Annotated in this window: 23 protein-coding genes; 17 read left to right on the top strand and 6 right to left on the bottom strand. The window is 41.3% G+C overall.

Features of this window, described 5'->3' with window-relative positions:
- Positions 1-241: 241 nt before the first annotated feature.
- A complete protein-coding gene (locus NSQ17_RS13810) occupies positions 242-1,045 on the bottom strand; it encodes an NAD kinase (RefSeq protein ID WP_008343132.1) in 804 nt (267 codons plus the stop codon).
- 448 nt (positions 1,046-1,493) lie between these two features.
- Between NSQ17_RS13810 and sppA the strand changes: the two genes are divergently transcribed.
- From sppA to NSQ17_RS13745, 13 genes are all read left to right on the top strand, one after another.
- Positions 1,494-2,495 carry a signal peptide peptidase SppA gene (gene sppA / locus NSQ17_RS13805; RefSeq protein WP_024718673.1) on the top strand — a complete coding sequence of 334 codons (1,002 nt, stop codon included), beginning with the start codon at positions 1,494-1,496 and terminating at the stop codon, positions 2,493-2,495.
- Between the two features lie 14 nt (positions 2,496-2,509).
- The gene (locus tag NSQ17_RS13800; RefSeq protein ID WP_138278862.1) at positions 2,510-3,034 is read left to right on the top strand and encodes an RDD family protein; all 525 of its coding nucleotides are present in this window, start codon (positions 2,510-2,512) and stop codon (positions 3,032-3,034) included.
- Between the two features lie 101 nt (positions 3,035-3,135).
- On the top strand, positions 3,136-3,843 hold the full coding sequence (locus tag NSQ17_RS13795; RefSeq protein ID WP_034647385.1) for a DUF2953 domain-containing protein: 708 nt from the start codon (positions 3,136-3,138) through the stop codon (positions 3,841-3,843).
- A gap of 14 nt (positions 3,844-3,857) precedes the next feature.
- Positions 3,858-4,310 (top strand): GerW family sporulation protein, encoded by a 453-nt coding sequence (ytfJ, locus tag NSQ17_RS13790; RefSeq protein ID WP_007501733.1) that lies wholly within the window; start codon positions 3,858-3,860, stop codon positions 4,308-4,310.
- A gap of 112 nt (positions 4,311-4,422) precedes the next feature.
- Positions 4,423-4,923, top strand: a complete 501-nt coding sequence (gene tpx / locus NSQ17_RS13785; RefSeq protein WP_007501731.1) for a thiol peroxidase — start codon at positions 4,423-4,425, stop codon at positions 4,921-4,923.
- An 88-nt stretch (positions 4,924-5,011) separates the two neighbouring features.
- The gene (locus NSQ17_RS13780) at positions 5,012-5,986 is read left to right on the top strand and encodes a class I SAM-dependent methyltransferase (protein ID WP_007501729.1); all 975 of its coding nucleotides are present in this window, start codon (positions 5,012-5,014) and stop codon (positions 5,984-5,986) included.
- A gap of 229 nt (positions 5,987-6,215) precedes the next feature.
- On the top strand, positions 6,216-7,400 hold the full coding sequence (locus NSQ17_RS13775) for an acetate kinase (protein ID WP_024718669.1): 1,185 nt from the start codon (positions 6,216-6,218) through the stop codon (positions 7,398-7,400).
- A gap of 99 nt (positions 7,401-7,499) precedes the next feature.
- Positions 7,500-8,015, top strand: coding sequence for a molybdenum cofactor biosynthesis protein B (locus tag NSQ17_RS13770; protein WP_024718668.1), 516 nt, complete (start codon positions 7,500-7,502; stop codon positions 8,013-8,015).
- A gap of 173 nt (positions 8,016-8,188) precedes the next feature.
- On the top strand, positions 8,189-9,400 hold the full coding sequence (locus NSQ17_RS13765; protein ID WP_008343148.1) for an argininosuccinate synthase: 1,212 nt from the start codon (positions 8,189-8,191) through the stop codon (positions 9,398-9,400).
- A complete protein-coding gene (gene argH, locus NSQ17_RS13760) occupies positions 9,397-10,770 on the top strand; it encodes an argininosuccinate lyase (RefSeq protein ID WP_008343150.1) in 1,374 nt (457 codons plus the stop codon). Before NSQ17_RS13765 ends, argH begins: the two co-directional genes overlap by 4 nt.
- A 118-nt stretch (positions 10,771-10,888) precedes the next feature.
- Positions 10,889-11,794, top strand: a complete 906-nt coding sequence (locus NSQ17_RS13755) for an aminoglycoside phosphotransferase family protein (protein ID WP_342467525.1) — start codon at positions 10,889-10,891, stop codon at positions 11,792-11,794.
- A gap of 95 nt (positions 11,795-11,889) precedes the next feature.
- Positions 11,890-12,645 (top strand): SDR family oxidoreductase, encoded by a 756-nt coding sequence (locus NSQ17_RS13750; RefSeq protein ID WP_008343153.1) that lies wholly within the window; start codon positions 11,890-11,892, stop codon positions 12,643-12,645.
- Positions 12,646-12,711: 66 nt separating this feature from the next.
- Positions 12,712-13,395, top strand: coding sequence for a metal-dependent hydrolase (locus NSQ17_RS13745; RefSeq protein WP_035391153.1), 684 nt, complete (start codon positions 12,712-12,714; stop codon positions 13,393-13,395).
- A 583-nt stretch (positions 13,396-13,978) separates the two neighbouring features.
- Here the strand turns inward: NSQ17_RS13745 and NSQ17_RS13740 are convergent.
- A complete protein-coding gene (locus NSQ17_RS13740) occupies positions 13,979-14,566 on the bottom strand; it encodes a TetR/AcrR family transcriptional regulator (protein WP_342467524.1) in 588 nt (195 codons plus the stop codon).
- A gap of 282 nt (positions 14,567-14,848) precedes the next feature.
- On the opposite strand from NSQ17_RS13740, the gene NSQ17_RS13735 reads away from it, so the two are divergent.
- The 3 genes from NSQ17_RS13735 to NSQ17_RS13725 all read left to right on the top strand — a co-directional run bounded on the left by NSQ17_RS13735 (position 14,849) and on the right by NSQ17_RS13725 (position 18,568).
- The gene (locus tag NSQ17_RS13735) at positions 14,849-15,790 is read left to right on the top strand and encodes an oxidoreductase (protein ID WP_058336545.1); all 942 of its coding nucleotides are present in this window, start codon (positions 14,849-14,851) and stop codon (positions 15,788-15,790) included.
- Positions 15,791-16,122: 332 nt separating this feature from the next.
- A complete protein-coding gene (locus tag NSQ17_RS13730; protein WP_058336546.1) occupies positions 16,123-16,836 on the top strand; it encodes a DsbA family oxidoreductase in 714 nt (237 codons plus the stop codon).
- Positions 16,837-17,245: 409 nt separating this feature from the next.
- Positions 17,246-18,568 (top strand): CBS domain-containing protein, encoded by a 1,323-nt coding sequence (locus tag NSQ17_RS13725; protein WP_017358275.1) that lies wholly within the window; start codon positions 17,246-17,248, stop codon positions 18,566-18,568.
- Between the two features lie 201 nt (positions 18,569-18,769).
- Here NSQ17_RS13725 and NSQ17_RS13720 read toward each other — a convergent pair whose 3' ends face one another.
- On the bottom strand, positions 18,770-19,072 hold the full coding sequence (locus NSQ17_RS13720; RefSeq protein ID WP_003216665.1) for a YtpI family protein: 303 nt from the start codon (positions 19,070-19,072) through the stop codon (positions 18,770-18,772).
- Between the two features lie 147 nt (positions 19,073-19,219).
- Here NSQ17_RS13720 and NSQ17_RS13715 point away from each other — a divergent pair, with 147 nt between their 5' ends.
- Positions 19,220-20,161, top strand: coding sequence for a bifunctional oligoribonuclease/PAP phosphatase NrnA (locus NSQ17_RS13715; protein ID WP_025207776.1), 942 nt, complete (start codon positions 19,220-19,222; stop codon positions 20,159-20,161).
- A 49-nt stretch (positions 20,162-20,210) separates the two neighbouring features.
- On the opposite strand, the gene NSQ17_RS13710 is transcribed toward NSQ17_RS13715, so the two are convergent.
- The 3 genes from NSQ17_RS13710 to NSQ17_RS13700 form a co-directional block, all read right to left on the bottom strand.
- A complete protein-coding gene (locus NSQ17_RS13710) occupies positions 20,211-20,396 on the bottom strand; it encodes a hypothetical protein (protein ID WP_008346082.1) in 186 nt (61 codons plus the stop codon).
- Positions 20,397-20,505: 109 nt separating this feature from the next.
- Positions 20,506-21,009: a sporulation membrane protein YtrI gene (gene ytrI / locus NSQ17_RS13705; protein ID WP_007501718.1), complete on the bottom strand. Its 504-nt coding sequence runs from the start codon at positions 21,007-21,009 to the stop codon at positions 20,506-20,508.
- Positions 21,006-21,347, bottom strand: a complete 342-nt coding sequence (locus NSQ17_RS13700; RefSeq protein ID WP_007501717.1) for a YtrH family sporulation protein — start codon at positions 21,345-21,347, stop codon at positions 21,006-21,008. The genes ytrI and NSQ17_RS13700 overlap by 4 nt, the downstream gene beginning before the upstream one ends.
- Positions 21,348-21,460: the final 113 nt, after the last annotated feature.

The following is a 21,460-nucleotide window of genomic DNA, read 5'->3' as shown; positions in this document are numbered from 1 at the left end:
TACTTGTGACATCATACCATATCTTTTCAAAGACACCATGACCTTGAATGAAAAGGCATGAAAAAAAGCCCCGTAAAGGAGCTTTCAGCGTGTAGACAAACCCTCGCATTCGGTGTCAGATTTGCGCTCCGGTACTCACGAATGTCAAATTCGCTCCGTTCCGGTGCTCACTCTTCCTAGACTTCAAAGGTTTTCTATCACGCTGAAAAGAAAATAAAAGCCCCTTAAAGGAGCTTTTTGATTAAAGGAATCTGCGTTTTACTTTTTCCCAATAGGAGTTATCTTTTAATTTGACCGTTTTGATCACTTTACCAGAAAGGCCAATATCAATTTGTTTGACATGTTTTGTACCTAGCGCTTCGTTATCAAGACCGATAATCGGATGGTCGTTACCGTCCTGAACAACCTTTAGTGTCAGCTTGCGGTCACTGCTTAAAATGAAAGGAGCTCCAAGTGTACGGTATGAGTTGTTATTCAGCGATGCCAGCTCGGTTACTTGCATACACGGAAGCATCGGATCCACCACGGCGCCGTTGACAGATTTATTGTAGGCCGTTGAACCGGTTGGAGTGGAAATAATCATCCCGTCGCCTCTAAATGTTTCAAAATGGAAATCATCTATATACACATCGATGACAAATGTTTTAATGATGCTTGAGCGGATCGACAGTTCGTTTAAGCAATGGAACTGGTTTGTACTGTCAACGCTTACATCGATGATCGGATATTTTCTCACTTCAATCTGTTCAGTGTTCATGGCATCAATCATTTTATCAAAATGTTCTAACGAAAAATCGCAGTATAGGTGCGAATTCTCTGTTTTTGATACCCCTACATACAAGCAGTCATCCCGGAAGTTCGTTTTGCGAACCGCTTGAAGAAATGTACCATCTCCACCAATTGAGGCAATGATATGGGCATCTTCTGCACGCTTTACGACGTGAAAGCCTTGATCGGTAGCGAGCTTCTCCAGAGAAGAAATGTGTCCATCCAATTCATGATCTTTTTTGTAAAAGAAAAATACATTGCGACGATTGTCTGTCATTGACGTTCTCCCCTTTGTTGTCAAAAATAGATTTCGAGTAGTAAAGGGCTTACATAGAAAACCCTTGTTCACATTTTACACTTTTTTCATATGAAAGTAAAAATATTAGAAAGACGCTTCATCATGATAGAGGCTTCCATTTGAGAAATGAGTCATTGTAAGTGATTAGACAATGCTGACTTTGAGCATAATTTAATAGCTCATTTTGGAGGATAGAGAGGTCTGGGCGTTTCGTTGTGGAGATGATCTGATCTTTTAGATGTAGGAAGAGGATAAAATAACCAATTTTTCGTCATGAAGAGCAAATGATAGAAGATGTAAAGTTGATCGTCATTTCACATCGATGCTATCATATGTTGAAATGAAATGTAAAAAAACCACAGTTCCTGTGAAACATTTCATGTGTGTATTCGTATGAACGAAGTGAGACAAAAAGGAGGAGAAAGAAATGAATGCGAAAAGATGGGTAGCCTTAATCATTGCACTTGGTGTTTTCGGCTTTTCGATTGTGATTAGTATCACGACGGCCTTGTATGAAAGCTTCAATGATAATAAGATGAGCTATCAATTCGGGGACGAAATCGAAGAAAAGGTACTAGAAGATGGCAGCGGTGCGAGTAAAATTGCTGTACTTGAGATTAATGGCACGATTCAAGATAACGGCGGTGCATCCAGCCTTCTAGGCGGGGAAGCATATGATCATCGTGCGTTCTTAAAAGAATTAGATAAAGCAAAAGACGATGCGTCTGTGAAAGGTGTCTTGCTGCGCGTCAACTCTCCTGGCGGCGGTGTCTATGAAAGTGCTGAAATACATAAAAAATTAGAAGAAGTAAAGAAAGCGAAGAAGCCAATTTATGTTTCTATGGGTTCAATGGCGGCTTCTGGCGGTTATTATGTATCCACTCCAGCGAAAAAAATCTTTGCTTCACCTGAAACGTTAACAGGGTCACTCGGGGTCATCATGCAAAGTTTGAATTATGCAAAGCTGGCAGATAATTTAGGTATCAAATATGAAACCATTAAAAGTGGAAAATTCAAAGACATCATGTCCCCAAATCGTGATATGACAAAAGATGAGCGAGATATCATGCAAAGCATGGTTGACAACTCTTATGAAGGCTTTGTGAAAGTCATCTCAGAAGGACGTGGCATGTCTAAGCAGGACGTCAAGAAAATTGCTGACGGCCGAATCTATGACGGAACACAGGCGAAATCGAACGGATTAGTGGATGAGCTTGGGTACTATGAAGATGCTCTAAAAGCAATGAAGAAAAATGAAAAAGGGTTAAAAGGAGCGACAGTGATCAGCTATTCTCAAAGCTTCGGCTGGAACTCTCTCTTCAATATGAGTGCAAGCAAGCTCTTTAAAAGCGAAATTGATTTTCTGAACTTAAAAGAAACACTGGCTGGCTCAAATGGGTCTAAACCGATGTATCTCTATTCAAAATAAAGGAGGGATCATAGATGGATTCTACATTCGATGAAGTAACGGAAAGTCGCAGCCAAGAGGGAGAATCAAGGCCGACTCTTGCGAAGCGCACTTCAATTGAAGCGCAGGCTTTTGCAGGTTTCTGGATTAGATTTTGGGCATTTATCCTAGATTGGCTCGTCGTATGGGGTGTTAACCATTTGACGGTTTCTCCAATCTTTAGTCTCTTTGGCTGGTCAAAAGGTGGAGGCTGGTTTTCCCCATTTTCCGTCACAACCACAATTGTCTTTCTGCTTTATTTTGCGATCATGACGAAGATTTTCCAACAAACACTTGGAAAGATGGTGTTTGGAATCAAAGTCGTCTCACTTCAGCCGGAGAAGAAGCTGCCATGGGATGTCATTTTCTTTAGAGAAATTGTGGGGCGATATATTAATACGCTTTTTGTTCTCTATGCTGTGGTTGGGTTCACGCCGAAAAAGCAAGGGGTTCATGACTACTTTGCAGATACGGTGGTTGTTCATGAACATTTATATGAAAAAACAGAAGCAAACGCATAATCAAAGAGAGTTTGGCCGGGTACCGGTCAAACTCTTTTTTTTGGTGATTGGGTATAAAATCCAGAAGGAGAGCCATAATCGTAGAGGAAGCATCATTTGTTATGGAGGAAGTGAGCACAGTGCTGTACGTTTGGATCGCAGCTTTTTTGTTCCTTGTGATCTTATTGATCTTTATGAAAGTGACCATTTCACTGGACTATTCACATGCAAATGACAATGACCATATTGCGGTGAAGATCATCACCTTATATGGAATCGTCAGACTGAAGAAAGACATTCCGATGGTGAAAGTGAATACGGAAGATCAAACGATTGATATTCGTGAAAAGAAAATGGCCAGCACCAAAACGCCTAATCAAGAAAAAGAAACCATGCATAAAAAAGTGGGAAAACGTGATGTAAAGGAAATCCTTCATCAAATGGAGCGTATTACAAAAGAAATTGTCGATCTAAACCGGATCATGCGAACGTTTTTCATTCATATAAAAATCGTCTCATTTCACTGGTCCACATGGATTGGTTTTCATGACGCAGCTTTAACAGGTGTAGCAGCCGGTGGTGTGTGGTCAGTCAAAGGAGCACTTCTTGCCTTTATGCAGGAGCACCTCACCTTTAAGCACAAACCCGTCTATGAAGTGATTCCCGCTTTTCAGCACAAAGTATCACAGACACACTTTGCATGTATAGCTTATTTTCGGATTGGACATGCTATGCTTGCAGCCATTCGATTACTTGTCCATTGGTTAAAAGGGAGAAAGGCGAGAAAGAATGCCTCTCTTCAAGCAACGAAGAATGAATCATCTGTTTAAGGAGGAACCCGAAAATGGCAGATCATCCAATCCAAGGTCTGATGAAGACAGCGATGGAAAACTTAAAAGAAATGATTGATGTGAACACGATCATCGGCGATCCAGTCGAAACCCCTGACGGCAGTGTCATTCTCACTGTGTCAAAGGTTGGTTTTGGATTTGCAGCCGGCGGCAGTGAATTCAACGGTAACCAAAAGAAAGAAAAACGGTCTGATGAACAAGAACGAAAAGAACCGAGACTCCCATTTGGAGGCGGAAGCGGTGGGGGAGTATCGATTACACCAATCGCCTTTTTAATTGTGGGAACAAATGGCGTACGAATGCTTCATTTGGATGAACACACACATCTGCTCGATAAAATATTGGATTCTGCTCCTCAAGCAATTGAACGTCTTCAGCACATGTTTAAGAAGGATGAACGGGAGCATCGTCACAAAGAACGAAAACTAGATGACATAGACCTTTAAAAAGTTAGCTGCCCCGCAGTTAACTTTTTTTTCAAAATGGACGATTAGGCTTTGCAGTTTTTTGCTTTCTCTACTATGATAGAACCATACATTTGATAAGGGAGGAATTGTTTTGGCATCGATCACATTTAAAGGGAGCCCAGTAACGCTTGTAGGAAATGAAGTGAAAGTAGGCGAGCAGGCTCCAGATTTCACGGTATTAACGAACTCACTAGGGGAAGTTTCACTTTCTGATTTAACAGGAAAAGTGACGATTATCTCAGTGATTCCTTCTATTGATACAGGTGTGTGTGACGCACAAACAAGACGTTTCAATGAAGAGGCAGCCGGTTTAGGTCCGGTCAATATCTATACCATTAGTGCAGACCTACCATTTGCACAAGCACGCTGGTGCGGAGCAAACGGAATTGAAAATGTTGAAACATTATCTGATCATAGAGATATGTCATTTGGTGAAGCGTTTGGTTTATATATGAAAGAATTGCGTTTATTGGCGCGTGCGGTCTTCGTATTAGACCCAAGCGGAAAAGTGGTTTACACTGAGTACGTAAGCGAAGCAACCAATCATCCAAATTATGAAAAAGCCATTGAGGCTGCGAAATCACTGTTATAAAAGCAGCATCGACAAGAGCTCCGGCTTCATACTGGGGCTCTTTTCAATGAGAACATATAGCTTTTAACAAAGCGAGGAGAGAAAAGCATTGCAGAAAGATCAAGTGAGTACGATTTTTGAGCTGCTCGATACAGCTTCAATTCGTTTAAAAAAGGAACAGAACATTTCCTATATTGAAGCATTGGCAGAAGCAGGAGAAGCCTTTTTCCAGGCAAATGATCGAAACGGTTTACTAAAAGATTTAATAGAGAAAGCAGATTTCGCCTCTTATGATCATGAGCAGATTCGTAAAGCGTTTCAGCTCGCCGTATTAAAAGGACAAAAGGATATTTCACATCCAAACCGGCAGATGACACCTGATACAATTGGTCTGTTTGTCAGCTATTTGGTCAATAAATTTTTAGAAGGACAAAAAGAGCTGGTTGTCTTTGATCCAGCAGCGGGAACAGGGAATTTACTGCTTGCGGTCCTCAACAATGTAACAGCAGAAACAACACGCGGTTTTGCCTCTGAAATTGATGACGTGCTCATTAAAATTGCGTGGGCACAAGCGAACTTAGAAGAAAAAGAAGTAGAGCTTTTCCACCAGGACAGCTTAGAGCCGCTTCTTATCTCACCAGCAGATGTTGCTGTATGTAGTCTTCCTGTCGGGTTTTATCCAAACGATGAGCGCGCTAAAGACTATGAATTAAAGGCAAAAGAAGGTCATTCCTTTGCGCATTATTTATTCATTGAGCAAAGTCTTCGTTATACGAAAGAAGGCGGCTTCTTATTCTTCATCATTCCAAATGATTTGTTTGAAGGAAAAGAAAGCGTACAATTAAAGGATTTCATCAAAGAACATGCATATATGAATGCGTTAATTCAGCTGCCAGTCTCTATGTTCAAAGACAAAAAGCATGCCAAAAGCTTATTTGTGATGCAAAAGAAAAAAGAGGGGCTCGAAGCACCGAAACGTATGCTATTTGCCAATCTGCCTTCTTTCTCACAGAAGGAAGCAATGGTTGGCGTCATGAGAAAATTAGACCAATGGTTTATAGAAGAAAAAGAAACGAAAGAATAGCCAGAGTGATGTCTGGCTATTTTACTATTCAGAAAATAACGACTTATTGATGTAAGCGGTAACAGTTCGAAGGTGTACTTGAAATGCAAAGTTTTCAATGTTTAAATGAAAAAGTCAGATATTTTTCGGACTTATCGTTAAACTATAAAAGACCCGTTCAAACAGGTTGAATATAGCACCGAAAAAACGTGAAACCTTATATAACAACTGAGTAAAAGGAGCGACAGTAATGTCCAAAATTATTGCAATCAACGCAGGAAGCTCATCTCTTAAATTCCAATTGTTCGACATGCCAGAAGAAACCGTTTTAACAAAAGGTCTTGTTGAAAGAATCGGAATGGACAACAGTATCTTCACGATTTCTGTAGATGGAGAAAAGAAAACAGAAGTCACAGATATTCCAGATCATGCAGTAGCGGTTAAAATGCTGCTTGAAAAACTAATTGAATTTAACATCATCAAAGACTTTAATGAAATTGATGGCGTAGGACACCGCGTCGTTCACGGCGGAGAAAAATTCAGCGATTCTGTTGTTTTAACAGATGAAGTCATCAAAGACATTGATCAGCTTTCAGAGCTTGCACCACTTCACAACCCTGCAAACGTTGTAGGAATCAAAGCATTCAAACAAATTCTGCCTGACGTACCAGCGATTGCTGTGTTCGATACAGCGTTCCACCAAACAATGCCAGAGCAGTCTTACCTATACAGCCTTCCGTATGACTACTACAAAAACTTTGGTATTCGTAAATACGGATTCCACGGGACAAGCCATAAGTTCGTAACAGAGCGTGCAGCAGAGCTATTAGGCCGTCCTCTTGAAGAGCTTCGTTTGATTTCTTGCCACCTTGGAAATGGTGCAAGTATCGCAGCAGTTGAAGGCGGAAAATCAATCGATACGTCAATGGGTTTCACACCACTTGCGGGTGTTGCAATGGGAACACGTTCAGGTAACATTGACCCTGCCCTTATTCCATTTATTATGGAGAAAACAGGACATACAGCTGAAGAAGTACTTTCTACTTTGAATAAGAAGAGTGGTCTTTTAGGTGTGTCTGGTCTTTCAAGTGATCTTCGTGATATCGAAGAAGCGACAGAAGAAGGAAACGACCGTGCTGAAGTAGCACTAGATATTTTTGCAAGCCGTATTCATAAATACATCGGTTCTTATGCAGCGAGAATGAATGGTGTAGATGCCATCATCTTCACAGCTGGAATCGGTGAAAACAGCTCAGAAGTGAGAGCACGTGTACTTCGTGGTCTAGAATTCATGGGCGTATATTGGGATCCATCTCTTAACAACATGAGAGGCGAAGAAGCATTCATCAGCTACCCTCACTCTCCTGTAAAAGTCATCGTGATTCCAACGAACGAAGAAGTTATGATTGCAAGAGACGTTATGCGTTTAGCGTAATATCCTTTTGAAGCCCTTTTCCTCAGCGGAAAAGGGCTTTTTTCTATTGAAATCAGCATGCTATAATGTGAGGCAATATGAAAGGAGCGGTGTGAAGATATGAGCGTCGAAGAACATAAACGCGAAGCGAAAACGAGGCTTCATGTAAAAGTCATTACCGTCAGTGATACAAGGACAAAAGAAACAGATAAAAGCGGCCGTCTGATGATTGATTTGCTCAAAGAACAAGGGCACCTTATTCTTGCATACGATATTGTGAAAGATCACATTGGAGCGATTCAAGATGCCGTTTTAGAAGGAACAAGTGAAGCGAAGATTGATGCCGTCTTGTTAAACGGGGGAACTGGTATTGCAGCAAGGGACGTCACGATTGAATCCATTACACCTCTTTTCTCAAAAGAGCTGCCGGGCTTTGGAGAAATTTTTCGCATGCTGAGCTATACAGAAGATATTGGATCAGCCGCTATCTTATCTAGAGCGACGGCAGGGGTGATTAACCAAAAAGCCGTTTTTGCCACACCAGGCTCTACCGGAGCAGTTCGGTTAGCCATGACCAAACTCATTATTCCAGAGCTTCCTCATGTCTTGCGAGAGCTTGAAAAAGATCAAAAATAGCCCAAAATGACTCTGCCAAGAAAATTTGGCAGAGTTTTTTTCATAAAGGGGTTGAAAAAACAATTTTTCCTTGTTACAGTGTATACATACTAAATGCATGTTTATAAATTAAAACTTATTTTTATGCAAAAAACATTCACAGAATCAAAACAAGCGAGAGGAGCTTTTCAAACATGTCACAAAATAAAAAAGTCGTATTAGCATATTCCGGAGGTCTTGATACCTCTGTTGCAGTTAAATGGTTACAGGAGCAAGGTTACGAAGTTGTTGCTTGCTGCCTGGACGTAGGTGAAGGAAAAGATTTAGCATTCGTTCAACAAAAAGCACTTCAAGTCGGAGCTGTTCAATCTTACATGATCGACGCAAAAGAAGAGTTTGCTGAAGAATTTGCACTTGCTGCACTGCAAGCCCACACGATGTATGAAGGAAAATACCCACTCGTGTCTGCACTATCTCGTCCGCTCATTGCCAAAAAGTTAGTGGAAGTCGCAGAGAAAGAAAATGCCGTAGCCGTTGCACACGGATGTACAGGTAAAGGAAACGACCAAGTTCGTTTTGAAGTATCAATCAAAGCATTGAATCCAGACCTAGAAGTTCTTGCACCAGTGCGTGAATGGAAATGGTCTCGTGATGAAGAAATCGACTATGCACAAAAGCACGGGATTCCAATTCCGATTAACTTAGACAGCCCATATTCAATTGACCAAAACCTTTGGGGCAGAAGTAACGAATGTGGTATTTTAGAAGATCCTTGGGCAGCGCCGCCAGAAGGTGCTTATGATCTGACAAATCCACTTGAAAAAACACCAGACACACCTGAAATCATTGAAATCACGTTTGAAAAAGGAAAACCAACAGCCATTGACGGAATCCAGTATTCATTATCTGATCTCATCCTTCATTTAAATGAAGTTGCTGGCCAGCATGGTGTAGGCAGAATCGATCATGTTGAAAACCGTCTTGTTGGAATCAAATCTCGTGAAGTGTATGAGTGCCCAGGTGCAGTTACCCTATTAAAAGCACACAAAGAACTTGAAGACTTAACGCTTGTTAAAGAAGTAGCACACTTTAAGCCAATCGTTGAACAAAAAATGGCTGAATTAATATACAATGGCTTATGGTTCTCACCACTTAAATCAGCACTAGATGCATTCTTACAAGAAACGCAAAAGAACGTAACAGGTGTTGTACGTGTGAAACTATTTAAAGGCCATGCCATTGTAGAAGGACGTAAATCACCATATTCACTTTATGATGAAAATCTAGCAACTTACACAAAAGCAGATGAATTCGATCATGATGCAGCTGTAGGATTTATTAACCTTTGGGGTTTACCAACAAAAGTAAACAGCATCGTGAACAAAAAGGAGCAGGTTAAAGCATGAAAAAGCTTTGGGGAGGCCGATTTCAAAAAACACCAGAAAAATGGGTCGATGAGTTTGGTGCATCCATTCATTTCGACAAACAATTAGTCAAAGAAGATCTGACCGGCTCCCTTGCCCATGCAAGTATGCTGAATAAATGCGGTATCATCGGTGATGAGGAGGCCGCTGCAATCAAAGACGGACTGAATACGCTCATGAAAAAGGCAGAGGCGGATGAACTCGATTTCTCAGTAGATTATGAGGACATTCATTTAAACCTTGAAAAAATGCTCATTGATGAGATTGGTCCGCTTGGCGGCAAATTGCACACAGCGAGAAGCCGGAATGATCAGGTCGCAACCGATATGCATTTATATTTGAATAACCAAGTAGAGCATATCATTGAGCTGATCTCTTCTTTTCAAACAGTGCTTGTAGAAAAAGCTGAACAGCACGTTGAAACGATTTTTCCAGGATATACGCACTTACAGCGTGCACAGCCTATCTCCTTTGCTCATCATATGCTCGCCTACTTTTGGATGCTTGAGCGGGACAAAGCGCGTTTTCAAGATTCATTGAAGCGGATTAATGTGTCACCACTTGGATGCGGGGCGTTAGCAGGAACGACATTCCCGATTGATCGTGAATATACAGCAGAGCTTCTGGGCTTTGACCATATTTACGAGAACAGCCTTGATGGTGTGAGTGATCGTGATTTCATTTTAGAGTTCTTGTCTAATAGCAGTCTTGTGATGATGCACCTCTCACGTCTTTGTGAAGAAATCATTTTATGGTGCTCTCAAGAATTCAAATTCATTGAGCTTGATGACACGTACGCAACAGGCAGCAGCATGATGCCGCAAAAGAAAAACCCGGATATGGCTGAATTGATCCGCGGAAAAACAGGCAGGGTATATGGCAACCTGATGGGGCTGCTCACGATTATGAAAGGCTTACCGCTTACGTATAACAAAGACTTGCAAGAAGATAAAGAAGGCATGTTTGATACGGTGAAAACGATCGCTGGCAGCCTGCAAATCTTCACAGGCATGATTCAAACGATGACAGTGAACGAAGATGTCATGAAAAAAGCAACAAAAGAAGATTTCTCAAATGCGACCGAAGTGGCTGACTACCTTGCGAAAAAAGGTATGCCATTCCGTGAAGCACACGAAATCGTTGGGAAGCTTGTGTATACATGCATTCAAAAAGGCATCTATTTAAGTGACCTTCCATTTGAAACATTTACAGAAGCAAGCGGCCTCTTTGAACAAGACATTTACACTGTTCTTGATCCGTATGTTGCTGTTGAAAAAAGAACAAGTGCAGGTGGAACTGGATTCAAACAAATTCAGCTCGCTTTAGAAAAAGCAAAAGCCTGCCTAGCGTAATTCGCCAAAACCATTCGTTTATACGGATGGTTTTTTTCATGGGAAAAAGGAGATTGATCTTCACTGGAGAAAATGAAAGCATACCAGTGTCAAGCTGAATAAGGAGTGACAACAGTTCATGAAGAAAACGCTTCAGGCTTTGTTTGATCAGCCTATCGTATCAGTGAAAACGTTAGGAGAACCATACGACGGCCGGGCTAATGATGTGTGGCTGATTTCCTTGCAAGATCAGACGGAATATGTAGTGAAATCTCCAAAAACTGCAAGAGAAGAAAGTGAATTTGTGTATGGGATCAACATGATATATGGAGTAGATGCCCGTACTGTACAGGAGCATCTTGATGAAATCAATAAAAAGCTGGCTCATGCGAATTCCTTTCATATTCCGAAAGTTGTTCGTAAAGTGAAGAAGGCGGGGAAACACTTTTATGTCATGGAAAAAGTAGAAGGAATCCCTTTAACATCTTTTGAGGGCCGTTCAGCACAATTCTATAGGGATTACGGGAGGAAACTAGCGCATCTTCATTCATATCAAACAAATTTTTTCGGTGCAGTATACGGGGGAGAAAAGAGACATTTGAGAGAATTCCATGCGCTGTTAAAAAAGGCAGTTTCCAAACTCATCAGCCACTATTACGCTGATCAGCCTGAATATCAGAATTATGCAGAAAAGGTGCAGCAAAAGCTTGAAAAGCTAAGTCCTCCTGATGCAGCCAGTCTCATTTTAATTGATTTAGACCCATCGCAATATATTGAAGACGATGATCAAGTGACGAGTCTAGTTGATACGGAATATGTTGTATTTGGACCAGCTGCGTTTGATTTGATTGCACTAGAATATCTTTTGACAAAAGAAGCTACACAAGCTGTTCAATTGGGCTATGAAGAGATTTGCCCGCTTCCTCGCCAGCTTCATGAGGTGAGAGAATGCTATCGGTTTGTTTCGCTACTTCTCGATATCCATGGTTCATGGGATATGAAAAAGTGGATGAATCACCCTATACGGTTTTCCCCTCACTGTTAAAGGGTTCAAAAGTGCGAAGGAAGCCGGTTTATAGTAAAGTAAAGATAACAAAAGAAACACATGAACTTGCAACCTTTGCTTTAGGAGGAGATTGTGTGCGACACGCATTAATAACAGCGGGTTCTAAAGGACTTGGTAGGAAAGTCACCGAGTCTTTACTGAATATGGGGTATTCTGTGACAGTGAATTATCGAAGTGATGATGAAGCTGTCCGGCAGATGAAAGAAGAACTGCAAGAATACGAAGAAAAGCTTCAATTTGTCCAAGGCGATGTAACAAACAAAGAAGATTTAAAAAACATGGTCGAGCTTGCAGCAGAGCGATTTGGGCGGATTGATGCCTTGATCAATAATGCTGGACCTTATATTTTTGAACGAAAAAAACTCGCGGATTACTCTGAAGACGAATGGTATCAAATGATGGAAGGCAACCTATCCGCAGTGTTCCATTTGTTCCGAATGGTGATCCCTATGATGAGAAAACAAGGCTTTGGCCGGATTATCACATATGGCTTTCAAGGAGCAGACCATGCGCCAGGCTGGATGCACAGATCAGCTTTCGGAGCGGCAAAAGTGGGCCTTGCGTCATTGACGAAAACCATTGCGATTGAAGAAGCCGAAAACGGCATCACCGCTAATATGGTGTGTCCAGGCAAAATCGTTGGAGACATGAAAGAATCAACGATAGAGGAAGCACGTCAGATAAAAGACGATGAAACACCGATTGGTCGGTCTGGGACAGGTGAGGATATCGGTCGTATCATTTCATTTCTATGTGATGACCGTTCAGACCTCATTACAGGAACCGTCATTGAAGCAACAGGTGGTCTTAATGTAATTCACAGGCACTAAGTTTTTCAGCTTTTTATAGAGGGAATAGACAAAATGAGATCAAATTCGAAAGGTGGATATATTTACATGAAAGCTACATATCATGGACATTCAGTCGTACACATTGAAACAAACGGATACCATATTTGGATTGATCCATTTTTAAATGGAAATAAGCACACGGATATCAAACCGCAAGATGTGAAAGCAGATGTGATTTTGCTCACGCACGGGCATGGAGATCACGTCGGAGACACGATTGAAATCGCTAAAAACAATGACGCACTCGTGATTGCGCCATTCGAACTTGCCACTTATTTAGGCTGGCAAGGGGTGAAAACACACCCGCTTTCTATTGGCGGCGGACGTGAATTTGAATTTGGTAAAGTCAAGCTGACGCAAGCGTTCCATGGCTCAGCGGTCATTGATGAAGAATCCAAAACGATTACGTATACAGGGATGCCATCCGGTATTTTATTTACTGCTGAAGGCAAAACAATTTATCATGCTGGAGACACGGCTCTCTTCTCGGATATGAAACTCATTGGGGAGCTGAATCATATTGAGCTCGCCTTCCTGCCAATAGGTGATAACTTCACAATGGGACCAGACGATGCAAGAATCGCAGCAGAGTGGCTTCGTGCGAAACAAGTCGTACCGATTCATTACAGTACATTCCCGCCGATTGAGCAAGATCCTCATGCGTTTGCAGACAGCTTGCATGGCGGCGTGGGTCACGTATTAAACAGCGGAGAATCCATCGATATTTAATCAAGATGCAGAAAAACCGGCACACAAATATTGGCTTCAGTGTGTAGATAAACCCACGCATTCGTTGTCAGGTCTGCGCGCCGGTGCTCACGAATGTCAAATTGAGCTAGACCTTCCTAGACTGCAAAGGTTTTCTATCACGCTAAAAAGAAGGCAAAGGGCTAAAATAGAGTACATTTTAGCCCTTTGCCAATAATCTAGGGGTAAGTCCGAGATAAGGTCCAAAAAGCGCCATGCAGATGCAAGAAAATGTAAATAAAAGTACATAAGCCCTTATTATGCTTTTAGCTTTCCGTATAAGCCCTCCTGTAATATGGCAATAAAGTTATTTAATTTTAAAGTCTCAAACATGCATAGCCCCGTTCTAAATTTAGGACGGGGTTAAAACTGTAGTTATTTAATTTTTGATGTAAGATACTTCACTACACTAAAAATTTAACAATAAAGTCGTTTGAAAATCTAAGTTTTATTCAACAATAGTACCCGATTGTTAAATTACGATGACTGGAGTTTTTAACTTATTATCATAAAACAGTTAATACCAAAAGTTTATCGCTACTTTTGATAATTAACATAAGTTTCTTTAAAAGAAATATTTACTCATGCCATTTTTAAAGATAGGCAGGGTCTTAGTCACTAGCTCTTCTGATGAAATAAGTCTTCCATCCTTATTCCATGTGTATGCAGCTCCGTAAATCCCCCAACTTAGCATAGTAGATAGGGTTGTTACCATTTGTTTATCCTCTAATTCGATGATGTTGTTAGTTCCTTTTAGCATAAGATCAGCTATTAGTTTCTGTAACTCCTCTTTAATTTTACTTTCGATAATAGTTCCTAAAGATTGATAACCTTTAGGACATAGGTCGCTTATCTCTTTATGGTGATCACACATGGCTAGAAAAATATTTGCAATGACTTTTTCATTGAATCCATCGTGATCATTGAGTCTTTTTTTCAATTTGTCTGTAAATGTATTGGTGATTGTAGAATGTAACAAATCAAATTTATCGTCAAAGTGCGCATAAAATGTAGCCCGGTTAATAGTAGCCTTTTCTGTGATATCACGTACCGTTATATGGTTGAAATCTTTTTCACTAGCTAACGAAAGAAAAGAGTCTACAATCAATTGTCTTGTACGAAGTATTCTCGGATCTTTTTTTTGCATAATCATTTTTTCTTCTCCTTTTAGGGTTCATCATCTTGTCTAAAAACGACAATACATTAGAAGTGTTGGGTAAACAACATGTTAGCCATTTTGGTGGTTGTTGATAGTTCTTTTTCATCTTATCATCAATTATACAACGTATGTTGCTTAAATAACACATGTTTTTTTTGGGAGGGTTTTATCAAGCTAATTATTGTGATCATTCAGAATCATACCCAAAAATTGAAAAGACAATTGGTTGTTAATAAATAAAATAGTACCTATCATAACACAAGGAGGCAGAAGACCATGAACATCACTATTTTTGGGGCAAGCGGTCACACAGGATTTACGGATGAAAATGTACCTGACCAATCGGGCAAATGCATCATCGTCACCGGGGCCAATACCGGAATTGGCTTCGAAGTATCGCAAGTGCTGGCAGCACGAGGTGCACGTGTGCTGCTGGCCTGCCGCAACCATGCGAAGGCGAAAGAAGCCATGGATCGGATTCGGAGGAAGACCCCGGGAGCGGACCTAGCTTTCCTGCCGCTCGACTTGGCGGATATGGAGAGTGTGCGGAGTGCAGCTGAATTGGCCGCCAAGGAACCACGCATCGATGTATTGATCAACAATGCCGGCGTGCAAGGTTCGAAACTGAGGCACACTGTGCAAGGTTTTGAGCTGACGTTCGGCGTCAATCACCTTGGCTGTTTCGCGTTCACCACGCTGTTGCTGCCCAAGCTCATGGAAACGCCTGGGTCGCGCATCGTCGTCACGAGTAGCGGTCAACACAAAGACGCGAAAATCGAGTGGGAAGACCTTAATGCAGAAAAAAGCTACAAATGGCTCCCGCGCTATGGCGCCAGTAAGCTCGCGAATATGCTCTTCGTCTTCGAGCTGGACCGGCGGTTGCGGGCGGCGGGATCACCAGTAACAGTCGTGGCTTGTCACCCGGGCCTAGTGGGAACGGACCTTGGACGCGATAACATGGCTGGCAAAGTAATGATGCCGTTGATCGGCCTGTTCTTTGCCAAACCGGCCATGGGTGCCTGGGGCGCGTTGCACGCAGCCACAGGGAAGATAAAGCCAGGCGGCTATTACGGGCCGTCAGGGTTAGGCGAGTTGCGGGGACCTTCCCGTGAATGTTCCCGCTCAGAGGAGGCGAAAGATCCGAAGCTTGCCAAGCGACTGTGGGATGTATCCGTTGATATGACAGGGATCGACCCCGGCTTGCCTCCTGTAATTTGAAACTGTACTTTTGTTTATAACAAGAGAAAGGGTGTAGTGAACAAGATGTCTCCATTGGGGTATAATCCGGCATCAATCACCAAAAATGAAGAAGATGGAAGGAATAATTGAACAATCTAACCTAGATATGACGGTTGTACGAATGAATAATCCTAATGTCAAACACAAAGGGCAATCTGATGATTATTCATTCGGCGATTGGTAGGCTAAACTATCCGTCACTAGGGAAAATGTGGTGAAATTCATATATGCCGCTACTCAGCAAAGCCAATTGAACAGAAAAATGCCCATTGTCTATAATAATTAAATCAGCTTAAAAGGGAGCATTCAAAATGAAAATTGAGATATGGTCGGATTATGTTTGTCCTTTTTGTTATATTGGCAAACGTAAATTTGAAATAGGGTTAGAACAGTTTGAACATAAAGAAGAGGTAGAAGTCGTATTTCGTAGTTTTCAATTAGATCCATATGCGAAAAAAAATACAGGGATGGATATCCATCAAGTATTATCTTCAAAGCATGGTATCCCATATGAAAAAGCAAAAGCGTTAAATGATCACATGGTGCAACAAGCGAAAGCAGTTGGATTAGATTATCAAATGGATAAAATGATTCCTACAAATTCATATGATGCACATCGTCTTTCTTATTATGCAAAAGAGAAAGGTAAAATGAAGGAGTTCATAGAGCGTATTATGAAAGCTCACTTCACGGATTCACTAGACATCGGTGACCATGCAACACTTGTTCAACTTGCAAGTGAGATAGGTCTTGATGTCAACGAAGCTTTGGATGTTTTAGTAAATGATAAATATAACGAGAATATTGCAGCTGATAAAGCCGAGGGATCAAATATTGGGATTCAAGGTGTGCCCTTTTTCGTAGTGAATGACAAATATGCCATCTCAGGAGCGCAACCTAGCCAAGTATTTTTAGAAACATTACAAAATGTTTGGCAAGAAGATTACGCGAAGGCTAAGGCTGAAGAGCATAAATTAGAGCCGTCGCTCGATGATTATTGTTCAGATGGAACATGTAAATTTTAATGACTTTTCAAAAAGGTTTTGATTTGTTTAGATGGAACTTTGTTTTGGGGAATAAGTTTTGGAACTAACATAGACCCGGATGACCTAAGTGTATTTAGTCCTTATCTTAAGGAACGATTACATCATTGATTTAGAAGAACTGCCTGAACCTTTAGTTTAGATGAAAGGCTGGGGTTAGGGTTTAAAACAGCTTAATGGAGGGCCTTTGTGTTCTTTTTTCATTTTTTTACATTTGTATGGCGCTTTTTGGACTTATCTCGGATTTCCCCCATCTAAAACCGGCACAAAAAAGCCGGTTTTTTTGTTTGCCTTTATTGTGCTTGAGTAAAAGACAAATTGCTATTAAAAGCCTCCTGCCTTTATAATGAAATATAGATGAAAACGCTGAAAACAAAAAGGGTGAACGGGATTGGCGACAAAGCATGAGCAAATTTTATCGTATATTGATTCATTGGATGTCGGAGAGAAAATTTCTGTCCGGCGTATAGCGAAAGAAATGAAAGTCAGTGAAGGCACGGCTTACCGGGCTATTAAGGATGCTGAAAATAAAGGGTTCGTGAGCACCATTGAACGAGTCGGTACCATTCGAATTGAACAGAAGAAAAAAGAAAATATTGAAAAGCTGACATATGCGGAAGTCGTCAATGTCATTGATGGTCAGGTACTTGGCGGACGAGCCGGCTTACATAAAACGTTAAATAAATTTGTCATCGGTGCAATGGAACTGGATGCGATGATGCGATACACAGCAGCAGGCAACCTGTTGATCGTTGGAAACCGAATCAATGCTCACCGGCAAGCATTAGAGGCGGGAGCGGCTGTGCTGGTCACGGGCGGATTCTCAACAGATGATGAAATTATTCAGCTCGCCGATGAGCTTGAGCTGCCCATTTTATCAACAAGCTACGATACATTTACCGTAGCGGCTCTCATTAACCGGGCCATTTATGACCAGTTGATTAAAAAAGAAATTGTGCTTGTGGAGGATATTTTAACGCCGATAGAACGGACCGTCTATTTATCGCCAGAAGACAAACTTGAGAAATGGTATGAAAAGAATTATGAAACCGGGCACGGCCGGTTCCCGGTAGCAGACGATCAAATGAAAATTCACGGCATTTTGACCTCAAAGGATATTGCCGGCCATGACCGTTCTACACCGATTGAAAAGGTGATGACAAAAAATCCGCTGACCGTTATTGGTAAAACATCTGTCGCTTCAGCTGCACAAATGATGGTGTGGGAAGGTATTGAGGTACTGCCAGTGGTAAATGATCATGCGAAGCTGATTGGGATGATTAGCCGTCAGGACGTGCTGAAGGCGCTGCAAATGATTCAAAAGCAGCCGCAGGTCGGTGAAAAGTTGGATGATGTCGTGTCACGAGGATTTAAGGAGACTGAGACAGAAAAACCAAAAACAGATGCGGTGTACCAATATGAAGTCTCACCACAAATGACAAATCAACTCGGTAATATTTCGTATGGTGTGTTTACACAAATTTTAATCGAATCAGCCAACCGCTTCTTAAAGTCTCATAAAAAAGGCGAACTAATTGTAGAAAGTCTTTCTGTCTATTTCTTAAAACCGGTTCAAATGGAATCCACGATACAGATCAAACCGAATATTTTAGAAGTTGGGCGCAAGTTTGGAAAGCTGGAAGTGGAAGTTTACCATCAGTCAAATATTGTAGGCAAAGCGATGTTGATGGTGCAGCTGATGGAGAGAGGATAAATGGCAAAAAAGGGCGGCATGAATGCGCCCTTTCAGCGTGTAAACAAACCCTCGTATTCTTTATCAGTCCTGCGTGCTGGTGCTCACGAATGACAAATTCGCTCCGTAAAAGTAGCTGTCCTTCCTAGACTGCAAAGGTTTTCTAACACGCTGAAAAGAAGAGAAAGGGCTAAAATCAAGTTCATTTTAGCCCTTTCTCTATTATGCGTGGTCTTTTTCGCCTTCCTTTAAAAAGAGCGGAAGATAGTGCTTATAGGCTTTATATCCGGCCCATGTACTGCCGATACCAACTGCAACAAAAATAAACCCAATGACAAATGCGAGTGACGAGCGGTTTAAAAATAATTGATTCACACCGAAGAGCAGGACAAAGCAGCCAAGTGCCATACTTGATTTGGCAGACCAGAATTTCTTTTCGACCGGCCGGTTCGTACGGACATTCTTTGCTTTGTAGTATAAATAAAACATGGCAGAACAAATAATAAACACAATCAAAACAAGCATGTGCCAAGCCTCCATTGTAAGTGGTTACAACCCTATTTTAAACGTAAATAGGCTTGCTTACTAGAATAAATTGTCTATTCCTCACTTTTCTGTCTGGGTAGATTATGATTTAATAATAAAAAGAGTATCGCATAAGAAGGAGTATTTATGAAAAAAGAACTGATTAGAACCATATCATTATATGACACCATCATCATTCATAGACATGTAAGACCTGATCCAGACGCATATGGATCGCAGTGCGGCCTTACGGAAATCTTGCGTGCCACCTATCCAGAAAAAAATATTTATGCAACAGGAACCCCTGAGCCATCCCTTTCATTTTTATATGAATTAGATGACGTGCCGGATGAAGTGTACAAAGGTGCCCTTGTCATTGTCTGTGACACTGCGAATCAAGCAAGAATTGATGATCAGCGCTATTCAATGGGCGATAAGCTGATGAAAATTGATCATCATCCGAATGAAGATCCGTATGGTGATTTGCTTTGGGTTGATACAGAAGCAAGCTCTGTCAGTGAAATGATTTATGAGCTGTATTTAGAGGGGAAAGAAGAAGGATATCAGCTGAATACAAAGGCGGCAGAACTCATTTATGCCGGCATTGTAGGAGACACAGGCCGTTTCCTTTTCCCAAACACAACGAAAAAGACACTCAAATATGCGGGTGAACTCATCGAATATCCGTTTTCATCATCAGACCTTTTCAATCAATTGTATGAGACGGATTTGAATGTCGTGAAATTAAATGGCTATATTTTTCAACATATCTCTTTATCAGAGAATGGCGTAGCTTCTGTTTTTATTAAACGTGACATTTTGGAGTCGTTCCAAACAACAGCGCAGCAAGCCTCACAGCTTGTTGGGACACTTGGAAATATTGCAGGGATTAAGGCATGGGTCTTTTTTGTGGAAGAGAACGATCAGATTCGTGTGAGATTCCGCTCAAAAGGCGTCGTCATTAACACCATTGCTAAAAAATATCATGGCGGAGGTCACCCGCTTGCAGCCGGTGCGTCCATATATGATTGGGCAGTTGCAGATGAGATTTTGCGTGATTTAGAAGAAGTATGTAAATCATCATCGTGAGAGAGGGGCTTCAAGTCCCCCTCTCTTTTTTTGAGCTTTGAGAAAAGGGTTACTTGGATACAGGGATAAACCAGCAGCCGATGTCAGTTGAATCTTCATAGGCTTGGAGATTTTGATGCTTTAATTCTTTTTTAATTAAATGGGCCATCATTTCTGTCTCAGCATAAGCACACATGCCGTCTTTAATCCGGCTTGCTTTGTCTCGTGCCATTTGACGATAGCTGTAAACCTCCATTGTTCTCACCTCTTTCTTATGATCATCTCGTTCTTCTTTTAGTGTATAAAAATAACAAGTGAAAAGCGATCATTGAGTGCAGAAATTCATAAAAATTCCACATCATCTATTATTCAGCAAAGGAAATACGTACTTCAAGCGAAAGCTTTGTATAGATGGTCAGTTCGGTGACTTTGGCCCGGTATGCCTTTTCTCTAATCGTATATTCTTTATTTTCCACGGTCCGTTTTAAGAGCTCTTTTGTTTTATAGACACTTTCAATATCCTTTGTGATCACCTCTGAGATATCCTCTTTCACCTGATCTTCAAATTTCAAGGTATCTGGCTCCGGGATTTTGTACTGCTCTCGGTTGACGAGGTGAACGTCTACGCTCTGAATAAGCAGACGCTGCTTATTGTCTTCATTTAATTTATGCAAATCTTCCCGATAGAGTGTGATTTGTTCTTTCAGACTGTCCATATGGTGCTGCTGGCTTCTGAGCAGTGTCACTTGCTTCTCCTGAAAGGTGCCATACGTAAAGAGAAAAATCAGCCAGCTGATAATTGCGCCGAACATCATCCCAGCAAAAAAACGCTGCCAGCCTGGACGTTTATACAGCTCAGGCACCCTCATGATGACACATGCTCCTGAGTGAGCCACGTAATCAGGAGATACCCCGTTTGCGCACCGCCCATAGCAGAGATAATGAGCAAGATCTGCTTGAAAATATCACGTGTGTTCCCTTCGAAAATCCCTCTTTCAAAACTATAGACCGCATCAAAAGTTCCACCGATTGCCGCAACAAGTGCCCAAATTTTTAAGCGGTTGGCAAGACTTGAAATAATTGATAGCGGTGGCTGACCAGATAAATATGCACCTACCCCGCCTATAATGGCACCGCCCAAAATAACCCCTAGTGCGATAAAATAACAGCTAATAAAGTTTGGAATAAAGGCTTCCTTCACATCCATTTTTCCCACCTCACTCTATTCAATATATGGCGAATGCTGGACAAGTATGAACGAGCGGAAAAGAAAGAACATTTGTTTCTCACCGCATCGCGATTTATAATGAAAGAATGAAT

Source organism: Bacillus sp. FSL W8-0629, assembly GCF_038593225.1.
GTDB lineage: Bacteria > Bacillota > Bacilli > Bacillales > Bacillaceae > Bacillus > Bacillus altitudinis.
The sequence above is the reverse complement of the archived record's forward strand: the minus strand, read 5'-3'. Positions and strand labels throughout refer to the sequence as shown.